The organism is Kribbella orskensis (genome assembly GCF_004342085.1).
GTDB lineage: Bacteria > Actinomycetota > Actinomycetes > Propionibacteriales > Kribbellaceae > Kribbella > Kribbella orskensis.
Genome location: NZ_SLWM01000009.1, coordinates 21,937 through 36,727, shown reverse-complemented (window position 1 = coordinate 36,727; position 14,791 = coordinate 21,937). Strand labels below are relative to the sequence as shown.

General features: G+C 68.6%; 14 protein-coding genes. 6 read left to right on the top strand and 8 right to left on the bottom strand.

From position 1 onward, the window contains the following. The first annotated feature begins 91 nt into the window (after window positions 1-91). The gene (locus EV644_RS23620) at window positions 92-607 is read left to right on the top strand and encodes a GbsR/MarR family transcriptional regulator (protein WP_132191064.1); all 516 of its coding nucleotides are present in this window, start codon (window positions 92-94) and stop codon (window positions 605-607) included. A 29-nt stretch (window positions 608-636) separates the two neighbouring features. On the opposite strand, the gene EV644_RS23615 is transcribed toward EV644_RS23620, so the two are convergent. Next, on the bottom strand, window positions 637-2,505 hold the full coding sequence (locus EV644_RS23615; protein ID WP_241998702.1) for an alpha/beta fold hydrolase: 1,869 nt from the start codon (window positions 2,503-2,505) through the stop codon (window positions 637-639). Between the two features lie 302 nt (window positions 2,506-2,807). On the opposite strand from EV644_RS23615, the gene EV644_RS23605 reads away from it, so the two are divergent. Continuing rightward, the gene (locus tag EV644_RS23605) at window positions 2,808-3,011 is read left to right on the top strand and encodes a hypothetical protein (protein WP_241998705.1); all 204 of its coding nucleotides are present in this window, start codon (window positions 2,808-2,810) and stop codon (window positions 3,009-3,011) included. Between the two features lie 35 nt (window positions 3,012-3,046). On the opposite strand, the gene EV644_RS23600 is transcribed toward EV644_RS23605, so the two are convergent. Together EV644_RS23600 and EV644_RS23595 are read right to left on the bottom strand one after the other, a co-directional pair. Further along, complete coding sequence (locus EV644_RS23600; RefSeq protein ID WP_132191065.1) at window positions 3,047-3,811, bottom strand: alpha/beta fold hydrolase; 765 nt, start codon at window positions 3,809-3,811, stop codon at window positions 3,047-3,049. Window positions 3,812-3,825: 14 nt separating this feature from the next. Continuing rightward, entirely contained in the window at window positions 3,826-4,887 is a 1,062-nt protein-coding gene (locus EV644_RS23595) for a LacI family DNA-binding transcriptional regulator (RefSeq protein WP_241998707.1), read from the bottom strand. 78 nt (window positions 4,888-4,965) lie between these two features. Between EV644_RS23595 and EV644_RS23590 the strand changes: the two genes are divergently transcribed. Genes EV644_RS23590 through EV644_RS23580 form a run of 3 tightly spaced genes read left to right on the top strand, consistent with a single transcriptional unit; the run spans window position 4,966 to window position 8,141 of the window. Further along, window positions 4,966-5,901 carry a carbohydrate ABC transporter permease gene (locus EV644_RS23590; protein WP_199239968.1) on the top strand — a complete coding sequence of 312 codons (936 nt, stop codon included), beginning with the start codon at window positions 4,966-4,968 and terminating at the stop codon, window positions 5,899-5,901. Beyond that, window positions 5,882-6,820 (top strand): carbohydrate ABC transporter permease, encoded by a 939-nt coding sequence (locus EV644_RS23585; RefSeq protein WP_241998709.1) that lies wholly within the window; start codon window positions 5,882-5,884, stop codon window positions 6,818-6,820. Before EV644_RS23590 ends, EV644_RS23585 begins: the two co-directional genes overlap by 20 nt. A 25-nt stretch (window positions 6,821-6,845) precedes the next feature. Then, window positions 6,846-8,141, top strand: coding sequence for an ABC transporter substrate-binding protein (locus tag EV644_RS23580; protein ID WP_132191066.1), 1,296 nt, complete (start codon window positions 6,846-6,848; stop codon window positions 8,139-8,141). A gap of 165 nt (window positions 8,142-8,306) precedes the next feature. Here the strand turns inward: EV644_RS23580 and egtD are convergent, their stop codons facing one another. The 4 genes from egtD to EV644_RS23560 are packed head-to-tail and all read right to left on the bottom strand — an operon-like array spanning window position 8,307 to window position 12,677. Next, window positions 8,307-9,320, bottom strand: coding sequence for an L-histidine N(alpha)-methyltransferase (gene egtD / locus EV644_RS23575; RefSeq protein ID WP_241998710.1), 1,014 nt, complete (start codon window positions 9,318-9,320; stop codon window positions 8,307-8,309). Further along, on the bottom strand, window positions 9,308-10,090 hold the full coding sequence (egtC, locus tag EV644_RS23570; RefSeq protein WP_132191067.1) for an ergothioneine biosynthesis protein EgtC: 783 nt from the start codon (window positions 10,088-10,090) through the stop codon (window positions 9,308-9,310). The genes egtD and egtC overlap by 13 nt, the downstream gene beginning before the upstream one ends. Then, a complete protein-coding gene (gene egtB / locus EV644_RS23565; RefSeq protein WP_132191068.1) occupies window positions 10,090-11,424 on the bottom strand; it encodes an ergothioneine biosynthesis protein EgtB in 1,335 nt (444 codons plus the stop codon). Before egtB ends, egtC begins: the two co-directional genes overlap by 1 nt. Continuing rightward, entirely contained in the window at window positions 11,421-12,677 is a 1,257-nt protein-coding gene (locus EV644_RS23560) for a glutamate-cysteine ligase family protein (RefSeq protein WP_132191069.1), read from the bottom strand. The genes egtB and EV644_RS23560 overlap by 4 nt, the downstream gene beginning before the upstream one ends. A gap of 301 nt (window positions 12,678-12,978) precedes the next feature. On the opposite strand from EV644_RS23560, the gene EV644_RS23555 reads away from it, so the two are divergent. Beyond that, window positions 12,979-14,082, top strand: a complete 1,104-nt coding sequence (locus EV644_RS23555; RefSeq protein WP_132191070.1) for an FAD-dependent oxidoreductase — start codon at window positions 12,979-12,981, stop codon at window positions 14,080-14,082. Here EV644_RS23555 and EV644_RS23550 read toward each other — a convergent pair. Beyond that, window positions 14,025-14,744 carry a (2Fe-2S)-binding protein gene (locus tag EV644_RS23550; protein WP_132191071.1) on the bottom strand — a complete coding sequence of 240 codons (720 nt, stop codon included), beginning with the start codon at window positions 14,742-14,744 and terminating at the stop codon, window positions 14,025-14,027. The genes EV644_RS23555 and EV644_RS23550 overlap by 58 nt on opposite strands. Window positions 14,745-14,791: the final 47 nt, after the last annotated feature.

The following is a 14,791-nucleotide window of genomic DNA, read 5'->3' as shown; positions in this document are numbered from 1 at the left end:
TAACGTACACTTCATTCAGAAGATTGTGAATCTTGCTAACACGATTCTCACACCGCGAGTTTTTCACTGACGCAGAGGAGATGATGGGGCGGTGAGCGCACCCAGACAACGAGACGACGAGGCGGTCCAGCGGTATGCCGAGCAGTTCGGCAACGTGCTGGCCGAGACCGGCTGGCCGCGGATGTCCGCCCGTGCCTTCGCCGCCATCCTGGCCAGCGAGGAAGGCCGTCTCACCGCCGCCGAGCTCTCCGAGCGGCTGAAGGCAAGCCCCGCCGCCATCTCCGGCGCGGTCAACTACCTGATGCAGTTACGGCTGGCCACCCGGGAACGCGAGCCGGGCAGCCGGCGCGACGTCTACGTGGTGCAGGAGGACTTCTGGCACGAGTCCATGATGAGCCAGGACCGGGGCCTGTCCCGCTGGGAGGACATCCTCCAGCAGATGCTGCAGGTGACCGGCCCCGGTACTGCGTCGGACCGCCGGATCCGGGCCACGATCGGCTTCATCGAGTTCATCCAGGAAGAGGTCGAGGGCCTGAGTGAGCGCTGGGTCAAGCGCAAGGCCGAGATCGACGCCCGGCTGGACGAGCAGGACAGCCGAGGGGCCTAGTGGGCCCCCCGGCTGTCGAGCAGTACTAACTAGCGCAGCGAGGTGGCCGCGACCGTGTCCAGCGCCTGCTGGAGCAGCGGGTTCGTCCTGGCGCTGCCCGCCTTGGACTTCGGCAGCGGCACCGCCTTGCCGTCCACCGGGCCCTTGACCGGGTAGACCGACAGTTCCTCCGGCAGCGGTGTCGTCCCGCAGACCTGGTCCTTGCCCGGCAGCTCGCCGGTGAAGACGAACTTGTCACCGATCGCCTCGGCGCACGACGACGCCGAACCGACGTACTGGCCGTGCTGGCCCTCGTCGTCGATCGCGACGAACCGGGTGGCCTGCTTGGTGTCGTTGTGAGTCCGCAGCGATCCCTCGTACGCCGTGGCCGGGTCGAGCTCGCCCTGGATGATCAGCATCCGCGGCGATCCCTTCAGGTCCAGCTTCCGGTCCTGCGGGGCGTAGTTCCAGAACGCACACATCGGGACGCCGTTCATGTAGCCGAAGAAGCTGTACTTCTTGGCCATCTTGTCGGCTTCCTCGAGGTAGAAGTTCGGGTCCTTGTTCCAGGCGGTGTCGTTGCAGCGGACCGTGGTACCGATCGCGCCGAGGTTCACCGGCTGGTCGCCCGAGGTGGCCGTGGCCGCCTCGGCCCGGGCATCGGCCATCACGTCCTTCAGCGAGTCCACCTTCGCCGCGGCGACGGTGGCCGGGGATGGGGCAGGCGACGCGGCCGCCGAGACGCCGTACCGGGCGCGGAGCGCGGCCAGCGTGTCGTACGCCTGCAGGTTCGGGGCGAGCCGCGCCCAGGCCCGGTCGACGTGCGCGAGCTCGACCTCGCCCGAGTCCGACGGGTCCTTGGTGAACTCGTCGTGCACCAGGATGTCGAGCGTCGCCCGGATGAATCGGGTGTTGCCGTAGATCGCGCTGTAGATCAGGCCGTCCAGGTTGTCACCGCGGACCGAGCTCTCGCCGGCCTTGACCAGCGTGGTCAGAGACGCGCGGATGCCGTTGTAGCGCGCGGTCACCTGGGCCGGCGTCTTGCCGAGACCGGTGATCTGGTCGGCGTGCCGGGCGATCCAGGGGAACAACTGGGTGTCGCGGCGGCGCTGGCCGGAGAACGGGTCGAAGTTCACGTTGTCCCACTGGGTGTGGGTCCAGTCCATGTTCGAGTCGAGCACGAACCGGCCGACCTTCGACGGGTAGGTGTCGGCGTACCAGCCGCCGAGCCAGGTGCCGTAGCTGTAGCCGATGAAGTTCAGCTGACGGGCCTTGAAGAGGGCCCGGATGAAGTCCATGTCGTACACGGCCTGCTGGCTGCTGACGAACTGGCCGAACTCGGTCGCGGCGCAGGCGTCGGCCTGCAGCTTGGCCTCGGCCACCTCGACCTGGTGGGTCAGCTTGGTCCGCTCCTTGTAGTCCGGCGTCACCGGCAGCGCGTTGAGCGCCTCGGCGGTGGTGATGCACTGCAGCGGGGTGCTGGCGCCGAAACCGCGCGGGTCGAAGCCCACCAGGTCGAAGTCGCTGAACAGCTGCGGCTTGTCCGCGGCCAGTGCCGCCGACAACGAGAGGCCGGCGCCACCCGGGCCACCGGGGTTTGTGGTCATCAGACCCTTGGAGGTGCCGGTGGCCTGGCTGTAGGCGATGGCGACCTGGACGTCCGGGTGCGCGTCCGGGTTGGCCCAGTCCATCGGCACGTTGACCTTGGCGCAGTTGGTGGTGGGCGCCTGCGGGTAAAGCCGCTTGACCGCGGCATCGAAGGAGCACACCGACCAGGTGATCGCCTGGTCGAGGTACCGCTGCGGGATGGAAGGCGTCGGCGGATCCGTCGGAGCGGCCGCCGAGGCCGCGGTGGTGGCCAGCAAGGGAACTACCAAGGCGAGGGCGGCTGCCATCACGAGCATGCGAGGTTTCTTCACAGTGCAACCCCTGTGTCATTGCAGGCGGACAGGATGCTGCAACCTATGACGCCGAAAGGATCGGGTTCCAGGCCTCAGTCCGACGTCAAGGGCAAACCCGCGACTACAACTCGTAAACAGTGAAGATGGTGCAGTAGACCGGAGGGGACTCCAGTCCCGGGTAATAGAGCCGCCCCGCGTCGTCGGTGATCTTGAAATAGGCGGTCGAGGCCCCTACCTGGGACGGCGCCTGCAGCCTCATCCAGACCGTCACAACCTCACCCGGTACGGCGTCCGGAACCAAGGCGGACTGGAACGACGCCGTGGCCCGCGGGGTCGCCCACCGCGGCGACCTCCACCCGCCCAAGGGAGCCCTCGTCTTCTGGGACCTCGCCGCGCCGTACGGGCACGTCGGGGTCGCCCGGGGTGACGGCTACTTCTGGGCCACCAGCGTCGGCGGCAAGATCGGCCTGGCCAAACTCCCCTACTTCTCCAGCTACCTCGGCTGGGCCTGGCCGAACTTCTAGACCCCTGGTCACGAGCACCCGGGTGCGACCGCCCCTCAAGCGCCCGGGTGCTTTGCCAGCTCTTCCATCCGGTCGAGCCAGTCGGACACCAAGGCCCGATAGAGCGCGTCGTTCTGGATCGGCAGGTCGTGGTCGGCCCGATCCAGTACTGCGTACGTGGCGCGCGGGTAGTCGTCGAGCAGCGGCCACGCATCGGCGTAGCCCGTGATGGTGTCCTGCCGACCGGTGACGATCAGCGTCGGGGATTCCAACCGCGCGGACGGCTCGACACTCAAGGCATAACCATTGCGCTGGATCGCGCCGAGGAAATCGAGGTCGGCCTGTTCCTCAGCGGGCAGGTAGTACCTCTCCTGCTTCTCCCGATGCGCCTCGACAAAGCCATCAGGCATCGGCCTGTATTCCGGAAGCGTGCGCAGGTCGCGATCCACGATGACGCCGGGGACGCGGAGGAGCAGACCCAGGATGCGCGAGGGATCCCGGTGGATGATGCCGCGGGCGTGGAGTCCACCGGCCGAAGTACCGGCGAGCGCGAAGGGTTCACCGCCGACCAGGTCGTCGACCACCCCGGCCAGGACGCCGAGCATGTCGTCCTGGTCCTTGATCCGGTCGCGCGAAGGGGTGTTGCCGGTGCCCGGTGGGTCGACGTAGATCCGCCGCCAGTCGGGGTGTGCCTCGAAGACCGGCTCGTGGACGTCGCGTCCTTCGCCGTTCGCGTTCCCCCAGCCGGGCAGGAAGACGATCGGACGGCCTTCGCCGTACGACTCGTAGTACACCGGGAGGTCATCGACGAGGCTGATCACCTGACCGACGCTACCTACTCCCCCGCCGGCTCGGCTTTGATTCTCTTCCCAGCAGAAGGCGGGCGCTCTCCCGAGCCTCGCTGGATCAGCGCGCACGGAAGGACGATGCGCTGCGGCGGCCGGGTGTCGATGCCGGAGGTCCGGTCGAGCAGCAGGCGGGCCGCGGTCCGGCCGAGCTCGGCGATGTCGGAGGCAACGACCGTCACCGGGGTCGGGAGCATGTCGGCCAGCCGGAAGTCGTCGAACCCGACCACGGCCGGCTCGGCGTCCACCCCGCGCAGCGCACGCAGTACGCCCTCGGTGAGAAAGTTCGTCGAGGCAAAGAAAGCGGTCGGCGGATCGGGGCGGTGCATCAGTTCGCGCGTCGCCTTCTCGGCAGCCTCGGCGTTACCTTCCGACAGCTGAACGACGAGGCTCTCGTCGACGTCGAGACCGGCCGAGCGATAAGCCCGGCGATAGCCGCGCAACCGCCGGCCGGTGGTGTAGTACGACGGGGCGAGCAGGATCGCGATGCGCTCATGTCCCTGCTGGAGAAGGTGTTCCGCGGCAAGCCGGCCGCCGCCTTCGTTGTCTACCATCACGATGTCGGCATCGATCCCGTGCGCGGGCCGGTCCACGAAGACCACCGGCACGCCGGCGCTCGCCAGGAACGAATGGTCCCCTTGGTCCGGCACGATCATCAGGCCGGCCACCTGCCGCCCGATCAGTTCCTGGATCGCGCGCTTCTCCCCTTCGGGATCCTCGTCGACGCTGCCGAGCACCACCGCGAAACCGACCTGGCCGGCCACTTCGAGCGACGACTTCGCGATCGTCGCGAAGAACGGGTTGGTGAGGTCACCGAGCACCAGGGCCAGGCTGGACGACTTCTTCCCGGGCCGGAGTGCGCGGGCGACCTCGTTGCGCTGGAAGCCCAGCGCGTCGATCGCGGCGCGCACCCGGCTCGCGGTCTCGTCCCGCACACCCGCGCCGCCGTTGACCACCCGGGACACCGTGCCGAGTCCCACTCCGGCGCGCTTGGCCACGTCGATCATCGTCGGGCGGCTGGGCTCCGGCTGTCTTGGAAACGTTTCGGACACAGGGTTGACTTCTCTCTCACGACACGGCATCGTCACACAACAATAACCCGTTGGAAACGTTACCATCCAGGAGGCAGGATGAATCGTGACGGACCCGGAGGGGGCCGTGGGCTGAGCCGGAACGCGGGCTCGGACGTGAAGGCGGCGTACCTGTTCATCGCGCCCGCGATCATCGGCTTCACGGTCTTCGTGGTGTATCCGCTGATCCGCTCGTTCTATCTCGCGCTGACCAAGTACAACGGCCTGACCGATCCGGTCTTCGTCGGCCTGGCCAACTTCCGCCGGCTGTTCACCGTCGACCCCGCGTTCTGGCCGTCGCTGCGCGCGACCGGGTACCTGGTGGTGCTCTACGTCCCGCTCTCGCTCGCGATCGGGCTGGCGCTCGCGATGTTCTGCAACCAGCGCTTCGCCGGCGTCCGGATCGTCAGGACACTGGCCTACCTGCCGGTGGTGCTGCCCGCGGTCGCGACCATCACGCTCTGGAAGTTCATCCTCAATCCTCAGGTGGGGTTGCTGAACACCATTCTGGAGAAGCTGCACCTGCCGACCAGCAACTGGCTGCAGAGTCCGGCGATGTCGATGCCCTCGATCGTGACCGTGATGCTGTGGGGCGTCGGCGGCACGATGATCATCTTCCTGGCCGCGCTGCAGGCCGTGCCGACCGAGCTCTACGAGGCGGCCCGGGTCGACGGCGCGGGGCCGTACTCGGTGTTCTTCCGGATCACCCTGCCGATGATCAGCCCGATCATGCTGCTGCAGGTGATCCTGCAGACGACGGCCGCGCTGCAGACGTTCAACCAGCCGAAGATCCTCACCAACGGCGGACCCGGTTTCAGCACCAGCGTGCTGATGCTGTCGATCTACAACAACGGATTCTCCAACCTCGGCAGGGTTCCCCAGCTCGGGTACGCCTCCGCCCAGGTGTGGGTGCTGTTCATCCTGATCATCGCCGTGATCGCCCTGACCGCGAAGTTCTCCTCGCTCTGGACCTACAGTGACAACACTCCCGACTGAAACCGCGGAAGCGCCCCGAGCCGCCGAGGCGGCCGCACTCACCCAGACCAGTGCCAAGAGCCCGGCTCCCCCGGGCCGGCGACGACCTGTCGGTACGGCGTCGTGGTACGTGATCGCGCTCTTCATCAGTTCGGTGATGGTCGTCCCGCTGCTGTGGATGATCACCATCGGCCTGAAGAGCGGGACCGCCGTGTTCGAGGTGCCGCCGAGGTTGCTGCCGCACGAGTTCAAGTGGAGCAACTTCGTCAACGGCCCGCAGGCGATCCACTTCCCGCGGCTGCTGCTGAACTCCACCATCATCACGGTGCTCAGCGTGCTCGGCGGGGTGATGACCGCGATGATGGCGGGCTACGCCCTGGCCCGGCTGCGGTTCCCCGGCCGGAAGCTCTGGTTCTACCTGTTCGTCGGCAGCATGTTGCTGCCCGGCGTGGTGGGCCTGATCCCGCTGTTCCAGCTGTACAAGAGCATCGGCTGGTACGACACCTGGCTGCCGCTGATCGTGCCGGCCTTCTTCGGCGGCAACCCGCTGTTCATCTTCCTGGCCCGGCAGTACTTCCTGGCCATCCCGTACTCGATCGACGAGGCGGCCAAGATCGACGGCGCCGGGCACTTCCGGATCTTCACCAGCGTGATGCTGCCGCTGACCCGGCCGGCCTGGATCACGATGGCGATCCTGGCCTTCCAGGCGTCCTGGAACGACTTCCTGAATCCGCTGGTCTACCTGTACTCCTCGGAGAAGTGGCCGCTGTCGGTCGGGATGGCGTCGTTCATCTCGCCGTTCGCCGGGCAGACGCCGAACTGGAGCTACTACATGGCCACCAACCTGCTCTACATGCTGCCGCCGCTGATCATCTTCTTCGCCGCGCAGCGCTACTTCATCCAGGGCCTCGGCTCACTGGGCAGCACCACTCAGAAGTAACCCCGAACCCCCGAGGAGCACAGCTGTGAAGAGGATCATCGGTACCACCCTGGCGTGCGCCGGGTTGCTGACGGCAACGGCCTGCGGCGGATCGGACAGCGGCGGCGACGCCGACGGACCGGTCACCGTGACCGTGATGACGTGGGAGTCGCCGGAGACCAACGCCGCCATCAAGAAGGCGCTGGAAGGGTTCAAGGACGACAAGATCACCGTGCAGCTGATCGACACCCCGAGCGGCGGGTACGGAGACAAGCTCGCGTCGCTGACCCAGGCGAAGAAGCTGCCGGACCTGTTCTGGTGCGGCAACGACACCGAGCAGCAGTACACCTCGCAGGGCCTGCTGGTGGACTGGTCGAAGCGGATCGCCGACGGCGACGGCGACTTCAAGGCCGACAAGTTCGTCGCCTCCGCGATGGAGAACTGGAAGACGGCCGAGGGTCAGATGGGCGGCCTGCCGTCGCTGATGAACACCTACGGCGTCTGGTACAACCTCGACGCCTTCAAGGCGGCCGGCCTCCCCGAGCCCAAGGCCGGCTGGACCTGGGACGACATGTACGACGCCGCCGGCAAGCTCGCCAACAAGGGCGGCGCGAAGTACGGGCTGGTCGCGGACCAGCTCACCTCCGCCGATGCCCCCTTCACGATGAGCCTGTACTCCGTGTCCGCGGGCGGCGCACCGTTCACCGACAACGTGAACCACCCGACCAAGGCCGAGGCGGACGACAAGTACACCGAGGGCGTCACCAAGCTCGCCGAGGCGATCAAGTCCGGCGCCGTCGCCCCGCCCGGGTACGACGCCTCGAACGTGCCGGCGCTGTTCTCCGGCGGCAAGGTGCCGATGATGTTCGGCGGCCAGTGGCTCGCGGCCGGGTTCCAGACGGACAAGCCGAAGATCAAGTACGGCTTCGCGCCGTTCCCGCAGGTGACCACCCCGACCACTTTGTACGACTCGGTCGGCATCTGCACCCCGCAGTACACGGCGAACGAGGACTCGACGTACAAGGTGCTGCAGTACCTGAACACCAAGGTGTGGGACGCCGTGCTGCCGGCCGCGCCGGTCGCTCCCCCGGCGTACACCCCGGCACAGGAGAGCTACTTCGGCGCGCTGACGAAGTCGAACCAGACGACGGTGGTCGACACGGTGAAGGCCGACCTGGCCGCCGAGAAGACTGTCGGCGTCCGCTTCACCACCCAGTGGTCGTCGCAGGTGGGCGACCTGACCACCGCGATGTACCAGCCGATCCTGAGCGGCAAGAAGCCGGTCAGCGACCTGCAGGCCTACGTCGGCAAGATCAACGACCTGATCAAGTCGCAGGGATAGTTGCCGCAGGCGATGTTCTGGCACGCGGGTCGGCGGACGGTGTCCACCGGCCCGTGGCCAACAGCAACGACGAACCGCCGGAGAACCACTACCACGGTAGGCCGACCGACCTCGCGTCCGAGGAACTGCGGAGACGTCTCAGCGGTTCTTCGGACGCAAGAGGTTCTAGACGGCCTGCCAGAGGGAGAGGGCGAAGCGGTCCTGCGAGTCGGTCCACCAGGCGCCGGAGGTGAAGCCGGCCTTGTCGAGCTCGGCCTCGACGCCGTGCCGGTGGAACTTGGCGGACACTTCGGTGCTGAGCTCCTCGCCCTCGGCGAAGTTCACCTCGAGCCGGATCTCCGGGATCAGCACCCGCATCGCCCGGTCGGCGCGCAGGTGCATCTCGATCCACTCGTTGTCGGCGTCCCAGATCGCCACGTGGCTGAACGCGTCCACGTCGAAGTCCGCGCCGAGCTGCCGGTTCAGCACCCGCAGCACGTTCCGGTTGAACTCGGCCGTCACGCCCGCGCTGTCGTCGTACGCCGCGACGAGGGTGGCCGGGTCCTTCACCAGGTCGGTGCCGAGCAGCAACCACTCCCCAGGCTCCAGTACCTCGCGGACGGACTCGAAGAAGTCGCCGCGCTCGTCGGGCAGCAGGTTCCCGATCGTGCCGCCGAGGAACGCGACGACCCGGGGAGCCTCGCCCGGCAGCTTGTCCAGGTGCGCCGTGAAGTCGCCGACCACCCCGTGCACGACCATGCTCGGGTAGTCCGCGGTGATCGCCGCGGCCGCGTCGCGCAGCGCGGACTCGGAGACGTCCAGCGGTACGAACGTGGTCAGCGTGCCGTGGTCGCGCAGGCCGTCGAGCAGCAGCCTGGTCTTCTCCGACGAGCCGGAGCCGAGCTCGACCAGGGTGTGCGCGCCGGTCAGTTCCGCGATCTCGCGCGACCTGGCCTTCAGGATCTCCCGCTCGGCCCGGGTCGGGTAGTACTCCGGCAGCCGGGTGATCTGCTCGAACAGCTCACTGCCGCGGGCGTCGTAGAACCACTTCGGCGCAAGCCACTTCGGCTCCGCGGTCAACCCGGCCCGGGCATCCGCCCGCAGCGCGCGAGCCGCGTAGTCCGGGGTCAGGTGAATATCGATCTCGGGGTCGATCAGGGTCCCCTGACCGGGGCGGTGGGGTGGGGTCAGAGAGTGCACTGTCGTCCTTCCATCGGGAGCTCCTGCGGTCCTGGAGCGAGAGGTGTGATGGCTACGGTCGTTGCCGTTGCCAAGAGCAATGAATAGTCCGGGACTTCTTCCCAGCCGTCGGTGGTCCAGGGCTCCGAGCTGACCGTCACGGAATCCGTCGTACGCCGGACCCAGAGCGAGTGTGTCCAGGTGGTCGCGACCAGTTGCTCGCCGTCTGTCAGCAGCACGTTCAGCCGGGATTCGGGTGCCGCCGCCGCCACCTCGCGCACGACTGACGCGACAGCCTCGGCCGCGGACGATCCGGAGTACAGGCGGTCCTGGATCAGAGCCCAGAGCAACGCCGAGTCCATCGGGGCGTCAAGGGTGAGCAGCTCGGAGACGGGCAGTGCCTCGGCGAGCTTCGAGATCGAGCCGGGCCAGCCGCTGATCAGCCCGTTGTGGCTGAACAACCACTGGTCCCGCACGAACGGTGCCACCGCCGACTCGGTCAGCGGCGACCCCACCGTCCCGTTCCGTACTGCGGCCAGCACCGCGCCCGACTGGATCGATCGAGCCAGCCCCGGCAACGACTCGTCCGCCCAGATCGGCACACTCCGCCGATACCGCACAGGCGCAGCCCCGTCGACGTACCAGCCGAGGCCGAAGCCGTCGGCGTTGACCGAGCCACCGCCGCGCATGTCGGACGGGGCCCAGCTCTGGCGGTACAGCGAGTGAGGCGGCTCCAGCACCAGCGACGCCAGCGACACCGGCGGCCCGAGGTAGGCCAGATGACGGCACATCAGGCGAGCTCCTCCGGCCGCGGATCCCGGGCACAGCGGAAGCCGGCGAAGATCTGCCGGCGGATCGGGTAGTCCCAGTTACGGAAGGTGCCGCGGGCCACCACCTCGTCCGTGCCGAAGGATCCGCCGCGCAGCATCTTGTAGTCGCTCCCGAAGAAGACCAGCGAGTACTCGTCGTACGGGAACGCGCGGAACCCCGGGTACGGCCTGAAGTCGCTGCTGGTCCACTCCCAGACGTCGCCGATCAACTGCTCGACACCGAGCGGCGAGGCGCCTGCCGGGTAGGCCCCGATCGGCGCCGGACGGAGATGACGCTGGCCGAGGTTCGCGTGCTGCGGGCCCGGGCTCTCGTCGCCCCACGGGAAGCGCCGCGTCCGTCCGGTCGCCGGGTCGAACCGCGCGGCCATCTCCCACTCCTCCTCGGTCGGCAGCCGCTTGCCCGCCCAGCGCGCATACGCCTCGGCCTCGTAGAAGCAGACGTGCATCACCGGCTCGTCGAGCGGCAGCAGCTCGCGATGGCCGAAGCGGGTCCGCAGCCAGTTGCCGTCGACGAGTTCCCAGAAGCGCGGCGCGACCAGCGAGGCTTTCTGCACATGCGCCCAGCCGGCCTCGGACCACCATTGCGCGTCCTGGTAGCCGCCGCCGGTCACGAACTTCAGGTAGTCCCCGTTGCTCACCGGCGCCGTGTCGATCACGTACGGCGCGACGTGCACCGCATGCGCGGGTCGCTCGTTGTCGAGCGCCCATGGCTCGATCGAGGTGCCCATCTCGAACACCCCGCCCGGCACCAGCACCTCGGACCGGGCCAGCCGTCGCCCGGCGGGTGGTGCTGGAGCGTCGAGCACCGGAGCGCCCGTGCGGAGCTGGTGCGTGGCGAGCATGGTCTCGTCGTGCTGCTGCTCGTGCTGCACGATCATGCCGAACGCGAAGGCGTTGTCGACCAGTTCGCGACCACCGCTGAACTTCACGTGGTCGAGCACGTCGAGCACCTTGTCGCGGACCTCGACGACGTACTCGCGGGTCTCGGTGGGACCGAGCAGCGGCAGCGACGGCCGGTCGGCCCGGGCGTGCATGAACGCGTCGTACAGCTCATCGATGTCCTGGCGGACCGGTTCGCGGCCGCCGACGTCACGGACCAGCCAGAGCTCCTCTTGGTTGCCGATGTGCGCGTAGTCCCAGACCAGCGGCGACATCAGCCGGGAGTGCTGCCGGACCAGGTCGTCGGTGTCGACCGCGTCGGTCAGCTGGACGGTCCGGCCACGCGAGCGTTCCAGCTGCGCGGCGACGAACGAGCGCAGCTCCTCGGCGGTCAGGTCGGACAACTGGTGGTTCATGATGCTCGCCTTCTGTGGGTGTCGTCGACGATGCAGTGCAGTCGGGTGCCGACCTCGGTGATCAGGTCCTGATCCACGCCGGTGCGGCTCAATGCCTCGGTCCCGAGCTCGACCACGTCACGCGCGGTCTGCAGGACCAACTTGTCGTCCAGCCCTTCCCGGGCAGCCGGGAACCAGCGCCCGGCCGACGGCTCGGCCGCGGCCAGTGCCTGGTCGATCAGCGCGGGGTCGGACATCAACGCGGTCAGCAGCAGGGTCGGCGCGATCCACCCGTCCCCCTGCTGCGCGTCCAGGTAGCGCACCTCGAGGTACCCGCGCGGCCGGACCGGCGGGAACAAGGTGGACAGGTGGTACACGAGATCGTCGTACGTCGGTCTGCCGCCGGCCGGATCTCCGACGGCCAGGTCACTGCCGACCAGAGCGCCATCCGCCCAGGCACCGAAGGTGAGACCGGCAGGGGCGTCCCACGTGTCACCCCGGCGTAGGCAGAGCACGGGCGCATCCATCGCGGTCCGGGCCCACGCCTCGGCCGGGTCGCCGTTGAGCGGAGGTGGCTCGGTGAAAGGGGCACACGTGCCGAAGGTCGCCTCGGTCCGGGCGGACGCCCAGCCGGTGTCGGAGCCCGCCCGGCGCCGGGAGTTCGCGAACAGAGCGACCAGCGCCGGGCCGAGGTTGTGCAGTGCTCGCCAGCGGAGCGCGGTCTGGTCCTTCTCGCCTGCGTCGAGGCAGACCTGCAGGCCGGCCGTGCTGCACATCATCCGCGGGCCGTGCGGGCCGAGCTGCTCGAAGGCACGCTCCATCGCGGCATAGCGCGGGACGGTGAGGATGCGGCGGGGCGGGCGGAAGGCGTCGAGACCGTGGGCGCCGGGCACCAGGTCTTCGGTGGCGAGAAGGGAGAAGAGCTCCGCGGCATCTGCGGCGGTGTCCTCGATCAGCCTGGGCACGGAGGCCGAGGCGGGGCCGGAGATCTCCACCTGGCCACCCGGCTCCACCGTGACCAGAGCACCCCGGCTCAGTGGCAGCTGCGGGCTGCCCCGGACCAGGGTGGCGGGCGCGTGCACGCCCAGGGCCTTGCTGAGTTGTCCGGCGTCGAGCGGCCGGTGCGGATCGTCCGCATGGTGCACCGTCCACTCCAGCTCGACGCCGTGCAGCTGGGGAGGTCCGTGCTTGAAACACACCATCGCGACGTAACCCTCCGCCTCCACGCGGGAGCCGATCGGAGTCGTCGCCGGGAAATCGCCGGACGCGGTCACGTCAGCGAACCTAACCGCGGCCCTGGGTACGGACAACCGATAGCGGGTTACCCCTCGATGACGTCAGCCACCCTGCGGCGCCCGTCCAACACTGTGTCGAAGTCATGGTCGACATAGTGCCGCCGCCCACCGACAATATTCCGCGCCCGATCTCCTCGGCCGATCCCGGCGGGGTCCGTCCGCAGCGGGGTCCCGGCGGCTGACGCGGTGGCCCCCCGGTCGCGCTTTCCGCTCTCAGCGAAATACCCGGCCGAGCCGGCGCCAGTGGCCGGTATCCGGAGCGGCCGGGTAGGAATGACGAATGCAGACCTATGACGTCGTCGTGATCGGCGCCGGGGCGATGGGCTCCGCGGCCGCCCGCGCTCTCGCCGCGGCCGGCCGCGAGGTGCTGGTCCTGGAGCAGTACGAGCTCGGGCACAACCGTGGCGGTTCGCACGGTGGCACGAGACTCTTCCGGCTGGCGATAGACGACGAGGCCGAACTCCTCCGGGCCGAGCAGTCACGAGTCTTGTGGGAGGAGCTGGAGAGCGAGACCGGTGTGCGGATGCTCGACCTCGTCGGTGGCGTCGACCACGGCGTGGACGAGCACCAGGTCCGGGAGTTCGAGGAGCAGTTCAGGCGGCACGGCATCGACCACGAGGTGCTCGATCCGGCGGAGGCGACCGAGCGCTGGCCCGGGATGCGGTTCGAGACGAAGGTGCTCTACCAGCCGAGGTCGGGACGCGCGCTGGCCGACCAGGCGCTGACCGCGATCCGGGAGTCGGCCCAGAGCCTCGGAGTGGAGTTCCGCCCCAACTGCCCGGTCACCGGGCTCAAGGTGGCGGGTGCGGCCGAGGGTCTAGTGGACCTGGAGACGCCCGCGGGCGCCGTACGGGCTCGTCAGGTGGTGGTGACTGCCGGGCCGTGGGCGCCGCGGATTCTCGGTGGGCAGCTCGAGTTGCCGGCGATCACCGTGTCGCAGGAGCAGCCGCGCTTCTTCGCGCCGCTGGATCCGGACAGCGCGTGGCCGGTCTTCGTGCACCGGCGCCGCGGCGACGATCCGCTCGACGCGGCCACGGTCTACGGAGTGTTCGAGGAGGGCCGTGGGGTGAAGGTCGGCATGCACGCGACCGGCGCGGTGATCGAGCTGGACCAGCGGGACTTCGCGGTCGAACCCAACCGTGACGCCGCGCTGGTCTCTTACGTCCGCGACTGGTTCCCCGGAGTGGATGTGACCAGGTCGGAGGCGATCAGCTGCCTCTACGACAACACCGAGCGCGGCGACTTCGTGATCGATCGCCGCGGACCGATCAGCGTGGCGACCGGGTTCCACGGCGAGGGGTTCAAGTTCGTGCCGCTCGTCGCCCGCTATCTCTCGGAGCTGGTCACCGGGACGGGTTCCCCGCCGACCGCCTTCGCGCTCTGAGTACTGCGAACCCGGGGGCAACCGGCGCAAGGGTTCACGTTGGGAAGGGCATAGACGAAGCAGCAGGACGTGCGGATCTGCTGGTCGAGCCTGATGTGGAAGGCCTCCGCGGCAGCCGCCGCCTGCAGGGCTTCCTCGGGTAGCCGCATCGCGCCCCGGAGCTCGTCCTCGACAGCACCGAGTCGCTGCCGCGAGCTGAGCTTCACCCCGGGCCGGTAGCTGTCGGTGAAGGCCCTGGTGTGCGATTCCACCTGCTCGACCGCCTTGGCCAAGGGCACGACGTCGGGCGACAGCAGAGCCACGTCAGTCGGGTAGTGGGCGGTCGGGTGCCGCCGGAACGCCAGGGACGCCGGTGACACGTCCGGCGAGACCCCGGCGAGCGCAGTCGACAGACCGGCCACCATGGACGGCACCGAGACATACCACATCAGCACGAACATGGCGGCCACCTGCACCGGCGCCTCGATGTCGTACTCGCGCCCGTAGTCGTCCTCCAGCGCCTTGCGCCACCCGTACGTCGGGTCGCCGCCGTTCTGCTGGTCCGCGAGGAGCTCGGCGCAGGAGATCCACTCGGGCCCCGGCAGCGCCGACGCAGTACGGACGGACAGCCAGGACACCTGCCCGTCCAGCATGTCCGCGAGGCGACCCGCGGTGTACGTCATACGGCCAGCCTACGGTCGGCTCGGCCGGCAACCAGCACTGAGCCGCC

Bases quoted from the DNA above. Each gene is read 5' to 3' on its own strand.
- EV644_RS23590 (WP_199239968.1), top strand. From the start codon at position 4,966: ATGAATCGTGACGGACCCGGAGGGGGCCGTGGGCTGAGCCGGAACGCG.
- egtC (WP_132191067.1), bottom strand. From the start codon at position 10,090: ATGTGCCGTCATCTGGCCTACCTCGGGCCGCCGGTGTCGCTGGCGTCG.
- egtB (WP_132191068.1), bottom strand. From the start codon at position 11,424: ATGAACCACCAGTTGTCCGACCTGACCGCCGAGGAGCTGCGCTCGTTC.
- EV644_RS23555 (WP_132191070.1), top strand. From the start codon at position 12,979: ATGCAGACCTATGACGTCGTCGTGATCGGCGCCGGGGCGATGGGCTCC.
- EV644_RS23550 (WP_132191071.1), bottom strand. From the start codon at position 14,744: ATGACGTACACCGCGGGTCGCCTCGCGGACATGCTGGACGGGCAGGTG.